Origin of the sequence: Streptomyces malaysiensis subsp. malaysiensis (genome assembly GCF_040653035.1) — a bacterium.
Taxonomy (GTDB): domain Bacteria; phylum Actinomycetota; class Actinomycetes; order Streptomycetales; family Streptomycetaceae; genus Streptomyces; species Streptomyces malaysiensis.
Map to the genome: position 1 here is coordinate 184,329 of NZ_JBEZNG010000001.1, position 20,067 is coordinate 204,395.

The following is a 20,067-nucleotide window of genomic DNA, read 5'->3' on the forward strand; positions in this document are numbered from 1 at the left end:
TCGGTGATTCTCATGGCTGCCAACTTCTCCGCACGAGTAGGTGACGGAGACGCTACGGAGCGCACTCTCGGCTGCTCAACGTGATTGCTCGAAGTTGCTCGACGATCTCACGCGAGCCGGAGTTGACTTCCCTTCAAGGGAGCGCAGAGCAACACGCATGGGTGAATGACCGTCGCAATCCCGCGCAATCGCCTGTCCCTTCGACGTTATCCACGACATTCTGATGACCCGATCGATCACCCAGTGGAGGGGAAACGCTATGGCGTTGAGGTTCCTCGGCACGACGTCCGAGAACGGCAACTGCCCAACGCTCTACGAAAACGAAGAAACCGGCGATCTTATCGTCCAGGGAGATCTTCTCACCGACCCCAGGCACCTTGCTCAACTCCGGGACGTCAAGGAGTCAGAGGCATTCGTCGTCATCCCACGCGAGTTGCTGACTCGTTACGCACCCAAGGAGTACAAAACGTGCCCAACCTCGTTTCCTTCGAAGATGTCTCCCACTTCTTCGAGAACTTCAAGCACACTGCCTGGCGGCTGGAGACACAGCGGGCTTACGCCTCCGACCTCGCCAGCCCCAACTGGCCGCGCTTCCAGCGCGGGGAGACCTTCGGCTACAGCCCAGACAGCCCCTGGCACGTCAATGTCCGCGAGCAGACGATGCAGGGCAAGCGCTTCGAGCGAGTGCGCCTGGTGGATCAGCCTCCCACGGAGGGGCAACGGTTCCTGCTGGCATCCGGGCTCGGCAACGTCGAGGCCGGAGAGGACGTCCGGAATCTCTACCGGTCGGACGCGGAGCGTATGGGTCTGCCGGAGTATGACTTCTGGCTGTTCGATTCCCGCTCCGTCGTCAAGTTCGTCATCGACAACGCGGGAAGGACCCTGGGCGTGCACGTCCTGGAGGACTCGGAATCAGTGGTCCACGCCTGTCAGGTCCGTGACGCCGCATGGCACCATGCTGTACCCACCAGGGAGTTTCAGGCATAGGTACCGTCGTCCGTGTGACCACTGACTTTCAGGCCGGCCGTATCGCCCTTGGTGCGCGGCTGCGTGAGCTGCGCACCGAGGCCGGCCTCAATGGCAAGGAGCTGGCGGCCCGACTCGGCTGGCAACGTTCGAAGGTCTCAAGGCTGGAGAACGGCAAACAGACTGCTACCGTCATAGACCTTGAAGCGTGGGTCGATGCGGTTGGCGCTCCATCCCAAGCCGAGGACCTGAAGGCACGCCTCCGCGGCCTCGAATCACAGCAGCGATCGTGGCGGCGCCAGCTCGCTTCCGGCCATCGCGGCGTACAAGAGAAATACGTCGTCGAGTACCACCGGACGTCGACCGTTCGGGGCTATGAGGCCACCGTCATCCCGGGCTTGTTCCAGATTCCGGAGTACGCACGGTGCCTGTTGCTACAGAACGCCGAGCTGATGCGGACGCCTCGGGACACCGAGGAGGCGGTACGCGCACGGGTCAAGCGCCAGCAGGTTCTCTACGAACCGGGCAAGCGCTTTGACATCCTCATCTGGGAGGGCGTAATGCACGCCCTGATCTGTCCCCACGACGTGATGGCGGCACAGCTTGACCGCCTCGTCGGCCTTATCGGGATGAGCAGCGTCTCATTCGGCGTCATTCCCCTTGGCGCACCTCTCAAGCTCACACCCAAGCATGGTTTCTGGATCTTCGACGACGAGCGCGTGATCGTCGAGACGATCAACACTGAGCTGCATCTTGAGTCGGCAGCTGATGTCACCCTGTACAAGCGCGTTTGGGAAAACCTGAGCGAGACCGCCGTCTACGGAGCCCAGGCGCACCGTCTCATCGCACGTGCAAGGGCCTGCCTGAGTCGCTCGTAGCGCGTCCGCATGGTTGCGCCGAGTGGGCCGCCTGGCAGGATGCTTGGCATGGCGACAGCCGAGGAGCGGGAGAGACAACGTCAGGCGGGCTCGTTCGGGGCCGCGGCGGATGCCTATGAGCGTGGTCGCCCGCCCTATCCGCCGGAGGCGGTGGCCTGGCTGGTGCCTGAGCGGGCACAGGGCGTCGTCGATCTGGGAGCGGGCACCGGCAAGCTGACCCGTGCGCTGCGGGCCCCGGGTCGGGAGGTCATCGCGGTGGAGCCCTCGGCCGGGATGCGCGAGCGGTTCTCCCAGGTGCTCCCTGGTGTCCGCGTTCTGGAGGGGACAGGGGAGTCGATCCCCCTGCCGGACTCGAGCGTGGACACAGTGGTCTGCGCACAAGCCTGGCACTGGGTGGACCCGCGGCGGGCGGTCCCGGAGATCGCCCGGGTGTTGCGCACGGGCGGGCGGCTGGGGCTGGTGTGGAACTCCCGTGATCTGTCGGCGCCCTGGGTGGCGGGGCTGGAGCGGATTCTGCGCGACTACGCCGCGGCGCCGACGGAAGACCGGCAAGTGGACCGCGTGGGCGCCCCGTTCGGCCCCGTCGAGCGGCAGGACTTTCGCTGGAGCCATCCGATGACGGCTGAAGAGATCCTGGACATGGTCGCCTCCCGCAGCTACGTGATCACTCTGGAGCACGCGACACGGGAGGAGCTACTGGGGCGGGTCCGCGGGCTGCTGGACGCGGAGCGGCCGACGGAAATGCCCTATGTGACCGAAGGTTATCGGGCTGAGCTCGAATCGCTCTGACGGCGAGTCCGGTGGGCGGCCCTCCCGGTCCTCCCGGTCCTTCCAGTCCTTCCGGTTCTTCCAGTCCTTCCGGTTCTTCCAGTCCTCCCACTGGTCGTCCTAAGCGGGTCGGGCGAAATCCGCTACGGTTCGGCAGCGCCCCGAAGGGGCGCGGGGCTGTGTCGATGTGCGGCTCCGCCGCGTGGGCGCGACCAGCCACGACGGCGCCGCGGACGGCCAACGACACATCGCGGCACTTCCAGCGGAGCGCTTAGTCGTCGCCTCCGCGCCATGTGGCCCGGACCCGGCGCCATGCCTCGATGACGGCGGGGACTTTGGACAGGAGCTCGGCTGCCAGGGTCAGTATCAGCCCGGCCAGGCCGAAGGCGGCCAGCACGAGCAGGGTGACGGTGTCCCAGTCCACCAGTTCTCACACCCCTCGGTCGGGTGGTCGAACCGATGGCCCGGCAGGCTCAGCCCGACCACCTCGTACGGTGGTCAGCTGAGGTCCTGCCGACGTCCAAGATCTCAATACGAACAGCCGGAGAGCACCGCTCTCCGGGACCGTCGGCAATTCCGGCCGCCACGCGGGCGGCGGCCGGCTTTTTTCGTGCACCCCGAGACGTCGGACATGAGGTGGCACTTTCCCCCGTGCCGGACGGTCCGTCACCAGCTTAGCCGCCGGAGGCTCAGCGCATCAGGACTCCCGCCGCTTCGGCCGTGGCCTCCGAGGGCAGGGCGACGAGTCCTGGTTCGGCGGGGCCCGCCAGGAGGCGGTGGGTGGGGAGGATGCGGACGGTGTAGCCGAAGGGGCCGGTGCGGTTGAGGGCCAGGGGGCCTTCGTAGAGGTGGCGGCCCTCGGGGTCGGGGCCCGTGGTGGGTTTGAGGGGGACATGGGTGGCGCCGGTGATGCGGTCGGTGTCGTCGACCCGGCCCGCGACCGCCTGGACCTCCACGTCCGCCGGGTCCAGGGCGCCCAGGCGCACCCGTACTCGTAGGGAGAGCGTCGAGCCCAGTTCGGCGGCGCCGCCGGGGGCGGGCGGGGTGAGCTGGGCCTCGACATGGTCGACGGCGACGTCCGGCCAGGCGGCGCGGAGGCGGGCCTTCCAGGTGGCCAGTTCGGCGGCGGCCGCGGGGTCCAGGGCGCGGTGGGAGCGGGCGGCGGGGGCGTAGAGCCGCTCGACGTACTCGCGGACCATGCGGCCCGCGAGCACCTTGGGGCCGAGGGTGGTGAGGGTGCGCCGGACCATGGCGACCCAGCGGCCGGGGATGCCGTCCGGGCCGCGGTCGTAGAAGCGCGGGGCGACGCGCTGTTCCAGCAGGTCGTAGAGGGCGGCGGCCTCGATGTCGTCGCGGCGGGTCTCGTCGATGGCGTCGCCGTCGGCGGTGGGGACGGCCCAGCCGAAGTCCGGGTCGTACCACTCGTCCCACCAGCCGTCGAGGACGGAGAGGTTGAGGCAGCCGTTCAGGGCGGCCTTCATCCCGCTGGTGCCGCATGCCTCCAGCGGGCGCAGCGGATTGTTGAGCCAGACGTCGCAGCCGGGGTAGAGGTTCTGGGCCATGCCCATGCCGTAGTCGGGCAGGAAGACCAGGCGGTGGCGCACTCGGGGGTCGTCGGCGAACCGCACCAGCTCCTGGACCAGCCGCTTGCCGCCGTCGTCGGCCGGGTGGGCCTTGCCTGCCACGACGATCTGGATCGGCCGCTCGGGGTGGAGCAGCAGCTCCATCAGCCGGTCCTGGTCGCGCAGCATCAGGGTGAGCCGCTTGTAGGAGGGGACGCGGCGGGCGAAGCCGATGGTGAGGATGTCGGGGTCGAGCACCCCGTCGATCCAGCCGAGCTCCGCGGTGCCCGCGCCGCGCTGCCGCCAGGAGTCGTACAGCCGCCGCCGGACCTCGGCGACCAGCCGCTTGCGCAGGGTGCGGCGCAGCTCCCAGAGCTCGCCGTCGGCGAGGTGGCCGAACTGCCGGGCGCCGAGCCGGGTGACCTCGGGGGCCGTCCAGGTGGGTGCGTGCACCCCGTTGGTGACGGAGGTGATGGGCACCTCCTCGGGGTCGAAGCCGGGCCAGAGCCCGGCGAACATCTCCCGGCTGACGCGGCCGTGCAGGGTGGAGACCCCGTTGGCGCGCTGGGCCAGGCGCAGCCCCATGACGGCCATGTTGAAGAGGTTGGGCTCACCGCCGGGGTAGGTCTCCATGCCGAGCGCGAGGATCCGCTCGACCTCGATCCCGGGCAGCTCGGCGCCGTCGCCGAAGTGGCGGGCGACCAGCTCGCGGTCGAAGCGGTCGATTCCGGCGGGGACGGGAGTGTGGGTGGTGAAGACGGTCCCGGCCCGGACCGCCTCATGGGCGGCGTCGAAGCCGGTTCCGGCGGCGATCAGTTCCCGGATGCGCTCCAGGCCCTGGAATCCGGCGTGGCCCTCGTTGGTGTGGAACACCTCGGGGCCGGGGTGGCCGGTGAGCCGGCAGTACGCGCGCACGGCGCGCACGCCGCCGATGCCCAGCAGCATCTCCTGGAGCAGCCGGTGCTCGCTGCCGCCGCCGTAGAGCCGGTCGGTGACCTCGCGCTCGCCGTGGCCGTTCTCCTCCACGTCGGAGTCGAGCAGCAGCAGCGGCACCCTGCCCACCTGGGCCTGCCAGACGCGTGCGTGGAGGTGGCGGCCGCCGGGCAGGGTGAGCGGGATCCGGACGGGCCGGCCGTCCGCCTCGCACAGCTGGGTGAGCGGCAGTTCATCGGGGTCCAGGACCGGATAGTGCTCCTGCTGCCAGCCCTCGCGGGAGAGCGACTGCCGGAAGTAGCCGTGGCGGTAGAGCAGTCCGACGCCCATCAGGGGCACGCCGAGGTCGCTCGCGGCCTTGAGGTGGTCACCGGCGAGGATGCCGAGGCCGCCGGAGTACTGGGGCAGGGCGGCGGTGATCCCGAACTCCGGCGAGAAGTAGGCGATCGCGGCGGGCAGTCCGGCGGGTGCGGAAGATCCGGAGGGCGCGGAAGACACGGGAGGTCCGGAGGGTGCGGAAGATACGGAAGGTACGGGCCCGCCGGGGCGCGGCCCGGCGCGGTCCTCGGCGGCGACCCGCCCCTGGTACCAGCGGGGGCCGGTCAGATAGTCGTCCAGATCATCCGCGGCCGCCGTGAGACGGCGCAGGAAGGGGCGGTCCTCGGCGAGGTCCGCGAGCCGGGAGACGGGCACGGCGCCCAGCAGCCGCACCGGGTCGCCGCCCGACTCCCGCCATCCCTCGGGGTCCACGGACTCGAAGAGCTCGCGGGTCTCGGGATGCCAGGACCAGCGCAGATTGCGCGCCAGCCGGTTGAGCGGTCGCAGGGGCTCCGGAAGGACGGGGCGCACGCTGAATCGACGAATGGCCTTCACCCCTCGACGGTAGCGGGCGAGGAGTCCCCGTTTCGACTGTTTCGCCCGGCTCCCGAGAAGTCGGCCCGAAGGCGGCAACCTTTCCGGCCAAGGGGACGACTAGGGGGCACACCTTCCCCCCCCCATGCCTTGGAGGACCACGTGCGCTCTCGGGACAGTTCGCACATTCCGCCCCCTGATCATCCGCCCGGATCCGCCCCGCCCAGGGGCCGGACGGGGGCGGCCCGCGGCCGGATGCTGGCCGCCGCCTGTGCGGCGGGCGCGCTGACCGTCACCTCGCTGGTGAGCGTCTCGGAGGCCGCCGAGGACAAGGGGACCACGCCGAAGGCGGCCGCCGCGGCCCAGCTGGAGCGGCTGGACCGGGGGCTGGTGAGCGTGCACACCGGCAATGACAACCTGGTCAGCTGGCGCTGGCTGGCCACCGATCCGAACGATGTGACGTTCAACCTCTACCGGGGCACGGTCAAGGTCAACTCCTCCCCCATCACCACGGCCAACTACCTCCACAAGGACGCCCCGAACAGCGCGGACTACACCGTGCGGGCCGTCGTGGGCGGGGTGGAGCAGCCCGCCTCACCGAGCGCGATCCAGTTCCGCCCGGGGTACTACGACGTGCCGATCTCGCCGCCGGCGGGCGGCTCGGACTACACCTACGAGGCCAACGACGCCTCGGTGGGCGACCTCGACGGCGACGGCGACCTGGACTTCGTCCTCAAATGGCAGCCGACCAACGCCAAGGACAACTCCCAGTCGGGCGTCACCGGCAACACCGTCGTCGACGGCTACACCCTTCAGGGGCAGCGGCTGTGGCGGATCGACCTGGGCCGCAACATCCGCTCCGGCGCCCACTACACCCAGTTCCAGGTGTACGACTACGACGGCGACGGCCAGGCCGAGATCGCGATGAAGACCGCGGACGGCACGGTCGACGGCGCCGGGAAGACCATCGGCAGCGCATCCGCCGACCACCGCAACTCCAGCGGCTATGTGCTCGACGGGCCGGAATACCTGACGATGTTCAACGGCCGTACCGGCGCCGCGATGAGCACGGTGGACTATGTCCCGCCGCGCGGCACCGTCTCCTCCTGGGGCGACTCCTACGGCAACCGCGTGGACCGCTTCCTGGCCGGGACGGCGTATCTCAACGGCTCCACCCCCTCGCTGATCGAGGCGCGCGGCTACTACACCCGCACCGTGATCTCCGCCTGGCGGTTCAGCGGTGGGCAGCTCACCCGTCAGTGGACGTTCGACACCAACAGCTCCACCAACACCGGCAAGGGCTACGACGGCCAGGGCAACCACGCGCTGGCCACCGGGGACGTGGACGGCGACGGCCGGGACGAGATCGTCTACGGCTCGATGGCCGTGGACGACAACGGCGCGGGGCTGTGGACCACGAAGAACGGCCACGGCGACGCCGCCCACCTCGGCGATCTCGACCCCTCACGGCCGGGCCTGGAGTACTTCAAGGTGGACGAGGACTCCGCCAAGCCGGGCTCGTACTTCGCCGACGCCCGCACCGGCCAGGTGCTGTGGTCCACCGCTTCGGGCGGCGACAACGGGCGCGGCGTGGCCGGCGACATCTGGGCGGGCAGCGACGGCGCCGAGATGTGGTCCGCGCGGGACGACCAGATCCGCGACGAGGGCGGCGGCGCCAAGGGCCGTAAGCCCTCCTCGATCAACTTCCTGGCCTGGTGGGACGGCGATCCGGTGCGCGAGCTGCTGGACGGCACGCATATCGACAAGTACGGCACCTCCGGTGACACCCGGCTGCTCACCGGCTCCGGGGTGCACTCCGGCAACGGCACCAAGGCCACCCCGGCGCTGTCCGGCGACATCCTCGGCGACTGGCGCGAGGAGGTGGTCTGGCCGACGAGCGACAACAGGGCGCTGCGGATCTACTCCACGCCGTACGAAACCGACCGGAAGATCACCACGCTGCTCCATGACCGGCAGTACCGCGAGGCGCTGGCCTGGCAGAACACGGCCTACAACCAGCCCCCGCACCCCAGCTTCTTCATCGGCAACAAGATGGCGACCCCGCCGCGGCCCGCCATCACCACCCCGTGAAACCCCCCACCAAGAAGGAGATCAGCATGGCTGGACAACGCATCAGGCACCGGGCGGCAGTCGGCGCCCTCGGCGCTATCGCACTCACCGCGGGCGCGATCACCACCGGTCTGACGCTGCCCACGGCATCCGCCGCCACCTGGCCCACCCCCAGCGGCAGCCCGCAGGCGGTCACCAAGACCATCAGCGTCAGCGGGACCACGGACGGTGGGATGAAGCGCTACTACGGCTCGGGCGACCTCGGCTCCGGCGGCCAGGACGAGGGCCAGGACCCGCTGTTCGAGCTCGCGGACGGCGCCACCCTGAAGAACGTCATCCTCGGCTCCCCGGCCGCCGACGGCGTGCACTGCAAGGGCAGCTGCACGCTCCAGAACGTGTGGTGGGAGGACGTCGGCGAGGACGCCGCCACCTTCCGGGGCACCGGCAAGACGTACAACGTGATCGGCGGCGGCGCCCGCAAGGCTTCGGACAAGGTGTTCCAGTTCAACGGCGGCGGCACGCTCAACATCTCGGGCTTCGCGGTCCAGGACTTCGGCAAGCTGGTCCGCTCCTGCGGCAACTGCTCGTCGCAGTACAAGCGCACCATCAATGTGAGCGACACCGAGGTCACCGCCCCGGGCAAGGCCATCGGCGGGATCAACACCAACTACGGCGATTCGCTGACCCTGCGCGGCATCACGATCATCGGGGACAGCAGCAAGAAGATCGTCCCGTGCCAGAAGTACATCGGGAACAACACGGGCAAGGAGCCCACCGAGAACGGCAGCGGCCCGGACGGCACCTACTGCAAGTACAGCTCGTCGGACATCACCTACAAGTGACGATCACCTACAAGTGACGTCCGGATGACCGCGCGCCGTGCCTGACCCTCACAGGGACAGGCACGGCGCGTGCCCGTGCCGGACACTGGTGGGTATGGACATACCAGCCGAGCTGGGAAGTTTTCTGCGCACCCGCCGCGCCGGGCTGCGCCCCGAGGACGTCGGCCTGGTCGCGTACGGGACCCGGCGCCGGGTCCCGGGGCTGCGCCGCGAGGAGCTGGCGCAGCTGGCCGGGGTGAGCGCGGCGTACTACACCCGGCTGGAACAGGGCCAGTCCACCGGCGCCTCGGACGGGGTGCTGGACGCCATCGCCCGTGCGCTGCGGCTGACCCCGGACGAGCGGACGCATCTGGGCAATCTGGCCCGTCCGCCGCGCACCGGCCGCCGCCCCGCGCCACGGCCCCCGTCGGCGCGCCCGGCGACCCGGCGGCTGATCGCCGCGATGGACGGCGTACCGGCCGTGGTCCTGGACCTCCGCTTCGACGTCCTGGCGTGGAATCCGCTGGGGCACGCCCTGATCGCCGGGCATCTGCCCGCCGACGCGCCCGAGCGCCCCGGGGCCCGGCCCAACACCCAGCGGATGCTGTTCCTCGATCCGCACACCCGGGAGCTGTATCCGGACCGGAAGGGCGAGGCGCGGCGCGCGGTCTCCTCGCTGCGGGTGGTGGCGGGGGCGCACCCGGACGACCGGCGGCTGGCCGAGCTGGTCGGCGAACTGACCATGAAGAGCGGGGAGTTCGCGGCGCTGTGGGCGCGCCACCCGGTGCGCCGGTGCGCCTTCGGCACCAAGTCCTTCCACCACCCCCTGGTGGGGTCGCTGGAGCTGGACTTCGAGATGACCCGGCTGCCGGACTCGGGGGGCCAGTGCCTGCTGATGTACGGGGCGGAGCCGGGGTCGCCGGCGGAGGCGGCGCTGCGGCTGCTGTCGAGGGAGACCGGCGCGTTCCACGCCCCCTGATGCGCCCTTGTCGGGATCTTTCGTCCCACGCCAGGCTTGCGCCGTCGAGTTGGGGAGGGGATCGTTCCATGGCATGCGCATCCTCGGGCCGCCGTCGGAAGGTGGCGGCTCCGGCCGCCGTCGTCGCGGTGGTCCTGGTGGTCTTGTCGCCCGCTCAGACCGTTCCCGCACAGGGGGTCCAGGCCACGGGCGGGTCGGGCACCCACGGCTATATCGTCGCCCTCAAGCGGGGCGCGGGAGTGCCCGCGGCGGCCTCCGGGACGGGCCGGGCGCTGGTCGAGCGGTACGGGGCGCGGGTGGGCCGGGTCTACCGCAGCGCGCTCAACGGCTATGCGGTACGGGCGAGCGCGGCACAGGCCCGGCGTCTCGCGGCCGATCCGCGTATCGCCTCGGTGACCCGGGACGGGCGGGTGTCCCTGCGGTGGACCCGGGCACATCCGCCGTCCACCCCGCCGCACGGGCGGGCGCGGCCGCCGTGGGGCCTGGACCGGATCGACCAGCCAGGCCGGCGGCTGGACGGGGCGTACACCGCGCCCAGCGGCGGCGGGCGCGGGACCACGATCTACGTCATCGACTCCGGGGTCCGCGTCTCGCACGAGGACTTCGGCGGCCGGGCCCGCTCCGGCTGGGACTTCGTGGACGACGATCCGGTGGCCGAGGACGGCAACGGCCATGGCACCCATGTGGCCGCCACGGCGGCGGGCAGCCGCTACGGGGTGGCGAAGAAGGCGGCGATCGTGGCGGTCCGGGTGCTGGACGACCGGGGCGAGGGCACCATCGCGCAGGTGCTGGCCGGTATGGACTGGGTGCTGCGACACGCCAGGCGGCCCGCGGTGGTCAATCTGAGCCTGGGCTCGGCGTCCGCCACTCCGCTGCCGGAGTGGGACGCGGCGGTGCGGACGGGGATCGCCGCCGGTCTGGTCTTCACCGTGGCGGCGGGCAATCAGGACCGGCCGGCCGGGTCCTTCTCCCCGGGCCGGGTGGCCGGGGCGCTCACGGTGGGCTCGACCGACCGCGCCGACCGGCGCTCGGGGTTCTCCAACTGGGGCCCGGGAATTGACCTGTTCGCACCGGGTGACCGGATCGTCTCGGCGTCGGACGCGAGCGATACGGCGACCAGGACGCTGTCCGGCACCTCGATGGCGGCCCCGCATGTCGCGGGCGCCGCCGCGCTGTACCTGGCCGGCCATCGCCTCGCCACTCCGGCCGAGGTCGGGGCGGCGCTGACGGCCGGGGCGAGCAGGGGCCGGGTGCGCGGCGCGGGCGCGGGCTCACCCAACCGTCTGCTGCGGATAGCCAACTGACGTAGCGCCGGCACGTGTCATGTGGACGGCCCCGCCTACGGGCGGGGCCGATTCATGTACCCGGCGTTACGAACCGGTCGTTCACGGGAACCCGGATTGTCTCCCCGTTCCACAGGGGAAGGCTTTCCACGCGCGCCCCCCATGGCCGACCCCATCCGCCCACCAGAGTGAACGCGGACAGGAGCTGTCATGCCCGCAACCCATCGCCCGGCGGCAAAACCGATACAAAGGACAAAAGCCGCCCCAGCACCTCCATCCGCAACGCCGTCAGGTGATCCTATGATCGGTCGCATTCCCATTCTGGATATCCGCCCGCTGATCGACTGCGGCCGCCGCCCCGCCAAAGCGGTGGTGGACGAGACCTTCGAGGTCAGCGCCACCGTGTTCCGGGAGGGCCATGACGCGGTCAGCGCCAATGTGGTCCTCCGCGATCCGTCCGGCCGCTCGGGCCCCTGGACCCCGATGCGTCAACTCGCCCCCGGCACCGACCGCTGGGGCGCCGAGATCACGCCCGGCGCGCCCGGCCGCTGGACGTACACGGTCGAGGCGTGGAGCGATCCGATCGCCACCTGGCGCCATCACGCCCGGATCAAGGTCCCGGCCGGGATGGACACCGATCTGGTCCTGGAGGAGGGCGCCCTGCTGCATGAGCGGGCCGCCGCCGGAGTGCCCAAGAACGACGGCCGGGAGGCGGTGCTGGCCGCCGTCGACGGGCTGCGCGACGAGCGCCGCCCGGTGGCCGACCGGCTCGCCGCGGCGCTCGCGCCCGATGTGACCGACGCCCTCGACCGCCACCCCCTGCGGGAGTTGGTCACCTCCTCGCGCCCCATGCCGCTCCAGGTGGACCGGGAGCGTGCGCTGTTCGGCTCCTGGTACGAGCTCTTCCCACGCTCGGAAGGCGCCAGGGTGACCGAGGGGCGGCGGCCGCTCAGCGGCACCCTGCGCACCGCCGCCGAACGGCTGCCCGCGATCGCCGCCGCGGGCTTCGACGTGGTCTATCTGCCGCCGATCCACCCCATCGGCACCGCCTTCCGCAAGGGCCCCAACAACACCCTCTCCGCGGGCCCCTTCGACGTGGGCTCGCCCTGGGCCATCGGCTCGGCCGACGGCGGCCACGACGCGATCCACCCCGACCTCGGCACCCTGGAGGACTTCGACCACTTCGTGGCGCGCGCCCGTGAGCTGCGCATGGAGGTCGCGCTGGACTTCGCGCTCCAGTGCTCACCGGACCACCCCTGGGTCGCCCAGCACCCCGAGTGGTTCCACCAGCGCGCCGACGGCACCATCGCGTACGCCGAGAACCCGCCCAAGAAGTACCAGGACATCTATCCGCTCGCCTTCGACCGGGACTTCCACGGTCTGGTCCGGGAGACCGAGCGGGTGCTGCGCTTCTGGATGGCGCACGGGGTGCGGATCTTCCGGGTGGACAATCCGCACACCAAACCGGTGGTCTTCTGGGAGAAGGTGCTCGGCGACATCCACCGCACCGCCCCCGATGTGCTCTTCCTCTCCGAGGCGTTCACCCGCCCGGCGATGCTGAACACCCTCGGCGCGGTCGGCTTCCACCAGTCGTACACCTACTTCACCTGGCGGAACACCAAGCAGGAGCTCACCGACTACCTCACCGGGCTGTCCGGGGACGCGGCCGCCTGGATGCGGCCCAACTTCTTCGTCAACACCCCCGACATCCTGCACGCCTACCTCCAGGAGGGCGGCCGGCCCGCCTTCGCGGTGCGCGCCGTGCTCGCCGCCACCCTCTCCCCCTCCTGGGGCGTCTACGCGGGCTACGAGCTGTGCGAGAACACCCCGGTACGCCCCGGCAGCGAGGAGTACCTGGACTCGGAGAAGTACCAGCTGCGGCCGCGCGACTGGGCGGCCGCCGAGCGCGACGGCAGATCGATCACCCCGCTGCTCACCCGGCTGAACCGGGTGCGCCGCCGCCATCCCGCCCTGCGCCGGCTGCGCAACCTCAGATTCCACCACGCCGACAACGATTCCGTCATCGTCTACTCCAAGCGTGCGGGCGACTCGTGTGTGGTCACGGTCGTCAACCTCGACCCTCACCACACCCAGGAGGCCACGGTCTCGTTGAACATGCCGGAACTCGGCCTCGAGTGGCATGAGTCCGTCCCGGTGCGCGACGAGCTCACCGGCGAGACCTATCACTGGGGCAGGGACAACTACGTGCGCCTGGAGCCGGGGCGGGATATGGCTCCGGCACATGTGCTGTCCCTGCGACCGTCCTCACCGATCGGAGGGTCACCCACAACATGATCGTCAACGAGCCCGTACCGGACACCTTCGAGGACACGCCCGCGGGCGACCGCGATCCCGACTGGTTCAAGCGCGCGGTCTTCTACGAGGTCCTGGTCCGCTCCTTCCAGGACAGCAACGGCGACGGCGTCGGCGACCTCAAGGGCCTGACGGCCAAGCTGGACTATTTGCAGTGGCTGGGCGTGGACTGCCTGTGGCTGCCCCCGTTCTTCGCCTCACCGCTGCGCGACGGCGGCTACGACGTCTCGGACTACACCGCCGTACTGCCGGAGTTCGGGGACCTCGCGGACTTCGTGGAGTTCGTCGACGCCGCTCATCAGCGCGGGATGCGCGTGATCATTGACTTTGTCATGAACCACACGAGTGATCAGCACCCGTGGTTCCAGGAGTCCCGCGGCGACCCGGACGGACCGTACGGCGACTACTACGTCTGGGCCGACGACGACAAGCAGTACCAGGACGCGCGGATCATCTTCGTCGACACCGAGGCGTCCAACTGGACCTTTGATCCAGTACGCAAGCAGTACTACTGGCACCGCTTCTTCTCGCACCAGCCGGACCTCAACTTCGAGAACCCGGCCGTCCAGGAGGAGGTACTGGCCGCCCTGCGCTTCTGGCTGGACCTGGGCATCGACGGATTCCGGCTCGACGCCGTCCCATATCTGTATGCCGAGGAGGGCACCAACTGCGAGAACCTCCCGCGCACCCATCAGCTGCTCAAGCGCGTGCGGGCCGAGATCGACGCCCACTACCCGGACACCGTGCTGCTGGCCGAGGCCAATCAATGGCCGGAAGACGTCGTCGACTACTTCGGCGACTACGAGGCGGGCGGCGACGAATGCCATATGGCCTTCCACTTCCCGGTGATGCCGCGCATCTTCATGGCGGTGCGGCGCGAGTCCCGCTATCCGGTCTCGGAGATCCTCGCCAAGACCCCCGCTATCCCCTCCGGCTGCCAGTGGGGCATCTTCCTGCGCAACCACGACGAGCTGACGCTCGAGATGGTCACCGACGAAGAGCGCGACTACATGTACGCGGAGTACGCCAAGGACCCCAGGATGCGGGCCAACATCGGCATCCGCAGACGGCTGGCGCCCCTGCTGGACAACGACCGCAATCAGATCGAGCTGTTCACCGCGCTGCTGCTGTCGCTGCCCGGTTCGCCGATCCTGTACTACGGCGACGAGATCGGCATGGGCGACAACATCTGGCTCGGCGACCGCGACGCCGTGCGCACCCCCATGCAGTGGACCCCCGACCGCAACGCGGGCTTCTCCTCCTGCGATCCGGGGCGGCTGTTCCTGCCGACCATCATGGACCCGGTCTACGGCTATCAGGTCACCAATGTCGAGGCGGCCATGAGCAGCCCGTCCTCGCTGCTGCACTGGACCCGCCGGATGATCGAGATCCGTAAGCAGAACCCCGCCTTCGGGCTCGGCTCCTACACCGAGCTGCCGTCCTCCAACCCGGCCGTCCTCGCCTTCCTCCGCGAGGCCCCCTCCACCCGGGACGGCGAGGACGACCTGGTGCTGTGCGTGAACAACTTCTCGCGCTTCGCCCAGCCCACCGAGCTCGATCTCCAGTCCTTCGCCGGGCGCCATCCGGTCGAGCTGATCGGCGGGGTCCGCTTCCCGGCCATCGGCGAGCTGCCGTATCTGCTGACCCTGGCCGGGCACGGCTTCTACTGGTTCCGGCTGCGGCGCAGCGAAGCGGTGGGGCACTGGGTCGACTGAGCGATGCCTTTCCCCTCCCCGCCCCTTCCCGACACCTGACGATATGCGGCTCCGCCGCGTGGGGGGCTCCGCCCCAGACCCCGCTCCTCAATCGCCGGAGGGGCTGATTTTCAGCCCGTCAGGGGGGGCACCTCCCAGCGGTAGCTGGGGGAGATTGAGGACACGCCCGAAGGGCGTCCGGGGTCCAGGGGCGGAGCCCCATGGTTCGGGAAGGGGCGGGTAGGGGAACAGCCCGCCGCAGGCGCCACGTCCGCCGTGTGGTTTCGGCCGGCGCACGGCCCCCGCTCCGGGCAGCCCCTCCGTACGCGCCCATCTCGGGCGCGTACGGGCGTTTTCGACCCCCCGTCATGGGCACCCTGATACTCACATCCGCCTCCGGCGGACCGGATCGCGTACACCGAGCTCGCCGTACGGACGATCCTCGCCCGACACGTCCCGCACCGTCGCACAGTCAATGCCGCAATCCGGGACACTTTGCCCTGATCTGTCGTGTGCCCGGGGAAAGGACGCGACGCCATGCCGGAAGCTCCGCTCTCCCGGGGGGCACACCACCCGCCGACCGCCGTACCGCGGGACCAGCCCCCGACGTCGGCCGCCCGCACGGCCGCGGCCGCCACCGCGGGCCCGTCCGGGCTGCTCGCCTCGCTCGCGCCACTGCTCGCCGAGTGGCTGCCCCGGCAGCGCTGGTTCGCGGGCAAGGGCCGTCCCGTCACCGGCTTCGCGCTGGTCTCCGCGACCGAGCTGCTGCCGTGGCGGTCGGGCGGCACCACGCCCGGTCTGCTCCATCTGCTGATCCGCGCCCAGCAGCCGGAGCCGCCCGGCCACCGGCACGGCTCCGGCTGCGGCCACCGGCGCGGGACGGCGGCCAGCGACTGCTACCAGATCCTGCTCGGGGCGCGCCCCGCCCTTCCGCCGCCGCTCGCCCCCGCGCTCATCGGCAGGCCCAGCGGCGGGCCGCTGGACGGACAGACGGTGTACGAGGCGCTGCTCGACCCCCGGCTCACCACCCTGCTGCTGGAGCGGCTGCGGATGCCCGGACGGCTCGGCCCGCTGCGCTTCGTACGGGAGCCGTCCAGCGCGATCCCCTCCGCGCTCACGCCCCGGGTGATGACCGCCGAGCAGTCCAACTCCTCGGTGGTCTACGGCGATACGTACATTCTCAAGCTCTTCCGACGGGTCAGCCCCGGCACCAACCCCGACCTGGAACTTCCCCTCGCGCTCGCCCACACCGGCTGCGCCCGGGTGCCCGCGCCCGCCGCGTGGTTCGAGGCCGAACCCCCGGCCGAGGGCGCCGGGCCACGGCCCGAACCCTTCACCCTCGGGGTGCTCCAGCCCTTCCTGGCCGGTTCCCGGGACGGCTGGCAGCTCGCGCTGGACGCCCTCGCCGCCCGGGGCGACTTCACCGACGCCGCCCGCGCGCTGGGGCACGCGACCGCCGAGGTGCATCTGGCGATGGCCCGTGCGCTGCCCACCTCCGTACTGCGCCGCCCGCAGATCGAACACCTCGCCGCGGCCATGAGCGAGCGGCTCGACTCGGCCGCCGCCGCGGTGCCCGCCCTCCAGCCGTACCGCGCGGCGCTGCACGGCGCGTACGAGGACCTGGCCGCGCTGGGGCACGCGGGCCGCACCTGGCCCGCCCAGCGCATCCACGGCGATCTGCACCTGGGGCAGGCGCTGCTGAGCGGGGACGACGGCGAGGCCGGGAGCGGAGGCGGGCGGTGGTCGCTGATCGACTTCGAGGGCGAGCCGTCCCGCCCGCTGGCCGAGCGCCGCCGTCCGCAGCCGCCGGTGCGCGACATCGCGGGCATGCTGCGGTCCTTCGACTACGCGGCGGCCGTGGGACGCCATGAACGCCCGCAGGAATGGGCCGGCCGCACCCGCGCCGCGTACTGCGCGGGCTATGCGGAGGCGTCCGGCGCCGATCCGCGCGACGAGCCGGAGCTGCTGCGTGCGCATGAGACCGACAAGGCCGTGTACGAGGTGCTGTACGAGGCGCGGCACCGCCCCGACTGGCTTTCGGTCCCGATGACCGCCATCCGCCGCCTGGCCGCGCCCCGCGCCTGACCCAGGGGCCGCGGACGACTCCGGACCGTGCCCCGGAGCCGGTCCGGCCCCGAACCGGGTTCCCCCGGGCCCCGGCTCCCCGGACCGCGGCCCCACCGCCCCGCCCGCTCCCCGCTTACCCGCTCGCCCGCTTCTGACTGTCCCGTCCGACCCCCGACCCCCGACACCCCCGGGAGGACCACCCCGTGACCGCACGACCGCCGTCCGGCCAGCACCCGTCCGACAAGGGACCGGGCCATCCGCCCGCCGCCCCCGGCGCCCCGACCGGCCCGGCGGCCCCGGCGGCCCCGGCAGTCCCCTCCACGTTTCTCCCCGGCCGCCCCCGCCCATGGCCCGAGCCCCGCGCAGCACACCCGGGCCCCGAGAACACCCCGGCACCGGCCGTCCGCCAGGACCCCGCGTCCGTCGAGTCGGCGGGCATCGAGCCCGCGCCGGACCGGCGAGCCCCCGCCCGAGTGTCGTATGGCTCGGCGCCCGTGCCGCGTGCCCCACGCGTGGACGAGGAGCGGCACGGGGAGCGGCACGAGGAGTCCGGTGGCGCGGCCGGGCCTTCGCGGGTCGCCGGGCGGCCCGTGGCCGGTGGCGGCGAGCCCGCGGAGCCCCGGGACGAGGCGTACGACGAGCGGGGGGTGCGGGCCGCGCCCGCGCTGGGGGACGACGAGCGGCGGCGGCTGCTGGCCGGGGCGCACCACGACCCGCACGCCCTGCTCGGCGCCCACCCGGTGCGCGGCGGGGTGCTGTTCCGGACCCTGCGCCCGTACGCCCGGTCGGTGACCGTCGCCGCCGCGGGGCTGCGCGCCCGGCTGCGGGCGGAGGGGGACGGGCTGTTCTCCGGGGTGCTGCCGCTGCGGGAGATCCCGGACTACCGGCTGCTGGTGACGTACGAGGACGCGGAGCTGGAGCTGCACGACCCGTACCGCTTCCTGCCCGCGCTCGGCGAACTCGATCTGCACCTGATCGGCGAGGGCCGTCACGAGGAGTTGTGGCGGGCGCTCGGCGCGCATCCGATGACCCATCAGGGCGTGTCCGGCACCCGCTTCACCGTCTGGGCGCCCAATGCCCTCGGGGTGCGGCTGACCGGCGACTTCAGCTACTGGGACGGCACCGCGCTGCCGATGCGCTCGCTGGGCGGCAGCGGTGTGTGGGAGCTGTTCCTGCCGGGCGTCGGGGAGGGCGCGCTCTACAAGTTCGAGATCGCCCGGCCCGACGGCGGCCACTCCCTGCGCGCCGACCCGATGGCGCGGCGCACCGAGTGCCCGCCCGCCACCGCCTCCGTCGTCCATGGCTCGCACCACCGCTGGGGCGACGACGCGTGGATGGCGCGCCGGGAGGGTGGGCGCGTCCATGAGCTGCCGTTCTCCGTCTACGAGGTGCATCTGCCGTCCTGGCGGCCGGGGCTGACCTACCGCCAGCTGGCGGAGCAGCTCCCGGCGTACGTCAAGGACCTCGGCTTCACCCATGTCGAGCTGATGCCGGTGGCCGAGCACCCCTTCGGCGGCTCCTGGGGCTACCAGGTCACCGGTTTCTACGCGCCCACGGCCCGGCTGGGCAGCCCGGACGACTTCAAGCACCTGGTGGACGCGTTGCACCAGGCGGGGATCGGGGTCCTGGTGGACTGGGTGCCCGCGCACTTCCCCAAGGACGCCTGGGCGCTGGCGGAGTTCGACGGCCGTCCGCTGTACGAGCCCGCGGACCCGCTGCGGGCCGCGCATCCCGACTGGGGCACGCTGGAGTTCGACTACGGGCGCAACGAGGTGCGCAACTTCCTGGTGGCGAACGCCGTCTACTGGTGCGAGGAGTTCCATATCGACGGTCTGCGGGTGGACGCCGTCGCCTCCATGCTCTATCTCGACTACTCCCGCGAGCCCGGCCAGTGGACGCCCAACGCCCGCGGCGGCCGGGAGAACCTGGACGCGGTCGCCTTCCTCCAGGAGATGAACGCGACCGTCTACCGCCGCTGCCCGGGTGTGGTCACCGTCGCCGAGGAGTCCACCGCGTGGGACGGGGTCACCCGCGCCACCCACCATGTGGGCCCCAGCGGCTTCGGCGGCCTGGGCTTCGGGCTGAAGTGGAACATGGGGTGGATGCACGACTCGCTGGCCTATCTCGCGCATGAGCCGGTGCACCGCGCCCACCACCACCATGAGATGACCTTCTCGATGGTGTACGCGTACAGCGAGAACTACGTGCTGCCGATCTCGCACGACGAGGTGGTGCACGGCAAGCGGGCCCTGGTGTCGAAGATGCCCGGCGACTGGTGGCAGCGGCGCGCCGACCACCGCGCGTACCTCGGCTTCATGTGGGCCCATCCGGGGAAGCAACTGCTCTTCATGGGGCAGGAGTTCGCCCAGGGCGCGGAGTGGTCGGAGGCGCACGGCCCGGATTGGTGGCTGCTGGACCCGTCGTACTCCGCCGAGCCCGACCACCGGGGCGTCCGCGATCTGGTCCGCGACCTCAACGGGGTGTACGCGGCCACGCCCGCGCTGTGGCAGCGGGACACCGACCCCGAGGGCTTCTCCTGGATCGAGGGCGACGCCCGCGAGGACAATGTCTTCGCCTTCCTCCGCTTCGACGCCGAGGGCTCACCGCTGCTCGCCATCAGCAACTTCTCACCGGTGGTCCGGCATGAGTACCGCATCGGGGCACCGGAGTCGGTGCCGGTGTGGCGCGAGGTGCTCAACACCGACGACCGGCGCTACGGGGGCGGCGGTGTGGTCAACGCCGAACCGCTGAAGGCCGAGCCCACGGGGTGGCACGGGCGGCCGGTCTCCATCCTGCCGGTGCTGCCACCGCTGGCCACGATCTGGCTGCGGCCCGCCTGAGCCGCCCGGCCCGGTCGTCCGCCTGCTCCACATGCCCCACC

General features: G+C 71.3%; 13 protein-coding genes. 11 read left to right on the forward strand and 2 right to left on the reverse strand.

Annotated elements, in window-relative coordinates:
- Positions 1 to 468: 468 nt before the first annotated feature.
- From AB0E24_RS00785 to AB0E24_RS00795, 3 genes are read left to right on the forward strand one after another with little or no spacing between them, the layout of a single operon-like run.
- Positions 469 to 987, forward strand: coding sequence for a DUF6879 family protein (locus AB0E24_RS00785; protein WP_102937239.1), 519 nt, complete (start codon positions 469 to 471; stop codon positions 985 to 987).
- Positions 988 to 1,001: 14 nt separating this feature from the next.
- Positions 1,002 to 1,844, forward strand: a complete 843-nt coding sequence (relB, locus tag AB0E24_RS00790; protein ID WP_359374111.1) for a type II toxin-antitoxin system RelB family anti-toxin — start codon at positions 1,002 to 1,004, stop codon at positions 1,842 to 1,844.
- 48 nt (positions 1,845 to 1,892) lie between these two features.
- Entirely contained in the window at positions 1,893 to 2,633 is a 741-nt protein-coding gene (locus AB0E24_RS00795; RefSeq protein ID WP_359374114.1) for a class I SAM-dependent methyltransferase, read from the forward strand.
- 250 nt (positions 2,634 to 2,883) lie between these two features.
- Here the strand turns inward: AB0E24_RS00795 and AB0E24_RS00800 are convergent, their stop codons facing one another.
- The gene (locus AB0E24_RS00800; RefSeq protein ID WP_167459939.1) at positions 2,884 to 3,036 is read right to left on the reverse strand and encodes a hypothetical protein; all 153 of its coding nucleotides are present in this window, start codon (positions 3,034 to 3,036) and stop codon (positions 2,884 to 2,886) included.
- 265 nt (positions 3,037 to 3,301) lie between these two features.
- Positions 3,302 to 5,980: an alpha-glucan family phosphorylase gene (glgP, locus tag AB0E24_RS00805; RefSeq protein WP_359374117.1), complete on the reverse strand. Its 2,679-nt coding sequence runs from the start codon at positions 5,978 to 5,980 to the stop codon at positions 3,302 to 3,304.
- 234 nt (positions 5,981 to 6,214) lie between these two features.
- On the opposite strand from glgP, the gene AB0E24_RS00810 reads away from it, so the two are divergent.
- The 8 genes from AB0E24_RS00810 to glgB all read left to right on the forward strand — a co-directional run bounded on the left by AB0E24_RS00810 (position 6,215) and on the right by glgB (position 20,026).
- Positions 6,215 to 8,050, forward strand: a complete 1,836-nt coding sequence (locus AB0E24_RS00810) for a rhamnogalacturonan lyase (protein WP_359374762.1) — start codon at positions 6,215 to 6,217, stop codon at positions 8,048 to 8,050.
- A 26-nt stretch (positions 8,051 to 8,076) separates the two neighbouring features.
- Entirely contained in the window at positions 8,077 to 8,871 is a 795-nt protein-coding gene (locus AB0E24_RS00815) for a pectate lyase (protein ID WP_069866685.1), read from the forward strand.
- A gap of 94 nt (positions 8,872 to 8,965) precedes the next feature.
- On the forward strand, positions 8,966 to 9,829 hold the full coding sequence (locus AB0E24_RS00820; RefSeq protein ID WP_359374121.1) for a helix-turn-helix domain-containing protein: 864 nt from the start codon (positions 8,966 to 8,968) through the stop codon (positions 9,827 to 9,829).
- A gap of 68 nt (positions 9,830 to 9,897) precedes the next feature.
- A complete protein-coding gene (locus AB0E24_RS00825; protein ID WP_206333349.1) occupies positions 9,898 to 11,133 on the forward strand; it encodes a S8 family peptidase in 1,236 nt (411 codons plus the stop codon).
- Positions 11,134 to 11,412: 279 nt separating this feature from the next.
- Entirely contained in the window at positions 11,413 to 13,407 is a 1,995-nt protein-coding gene (locus tag AB0E24_RS00830) for an alpha-1,4-glucan--maltose-1-phosphate maltosyltransferase (protein WP_359374124.1), read from the forward strand.
- A complete protein-coding gene (gene treS / locus AB0E24_RS00835) occupies positions 13,404 to 15,140 on the forward strand; it encodes a maltose alpha-D-glucosyltransferase (protein ID WP_079259044.1) in 1,737 nt (578 codons plus the stop codon). Before AB0E24_RS00830 ends, treS begins: the two co-directional genes overlap by 4 nt.
- Before the next feature lie 516 nt (positions 15,141 to 15,656).
- Positions 15,657 to 17,204 (forward strand): maltokinase N-terminal cap-like domain-containing protein, encoded by a 1,548-nt coding sequence (locus AB0E24_RS00840; RefSeq protein ID WP_079259043.1) that lies wholly within the window; start codon positions 15,657 to 15,659, stop codon positions 17,202 to 17,204.
- A 629-nt stretch (positions 17,205 to 17,833) separates the two neighbouring features.
- Positions 17,834 to 20,026: a 1,4-alpha-glucan branching enzyme gene (gene glgB, locus AB0E24_RS00845; protein WP_359374763.1), complete on the forward strand. Its 2,193-nt coding sequence runs from the start codon at positions 17,834 to 17,836 to the stop codon at positions 20,024 to 20,026.
- The last annotated feature ends 41 nt before the right edge of the window (positions 20,027 to 20,067 follow it).

Excerpts from the sequence above, each read along its gene's own strand:
- AB0E24_RS00810 (WP_359374762.1), top strand. The coding sequence starts at position 6,215 with ATGCTGGCCGCCGCCTGTGCGGCGGGCGCGCTGACCGTCACCTCGCTG.
- AB0E24_RS00830 (WP_359374124.1), top strand. The coding sequence starts at position 11,413 with ATGATCGGTCGCATTCCCATTCTGGATATCCGCCCGCTGATCGACTGC.
- AB0E24_RS00840 (WP_079259043.1), top strand. The coding sequence starts at position 15,657 with ATGCCGGAAGCTCCGCTCTCCCGGGGGGCACACCACCCGCCGACCGCC.
- AB0E24_RS00795 (WP_359374114.1), top strand. The coding sequence starts at position 1,893 with ATGGCGACAGCCGAGGAGCGGGAGAGACAACGTCAGGCGGGCTCGTTC.
- AB0E24_RS00820 (WP_359374121.1), top strand. The coding sequence starts at position 8,966 with ATGGACATACCAGCCGAGCTGGGAAGTTTTCTGCGCACCCGCCGCGCC.
- AB0E24_RS00825 (WP_206333349.1), top strand. The coding sequence starts at position 9,898 with ATGGCATGCGCATCCTCGGGCCGCCGTCGGAAGGTGGCGGCTCCGGCC.
- AB0E24_RS00815 (WP_069866685.1), top strand. The coding sequence starts at position 8,077 with ATGGCTGGACAACGCATCAGGCACCGGGCGGCAGTCGGCGCCCTCGGC.
- treS (WP_079259044.1), top strand. The coding sequence starts at position 13,404 with ATGATCGTCAACGAGCCCGTACCGGACACCTTCGAGGACACGCCCGCG.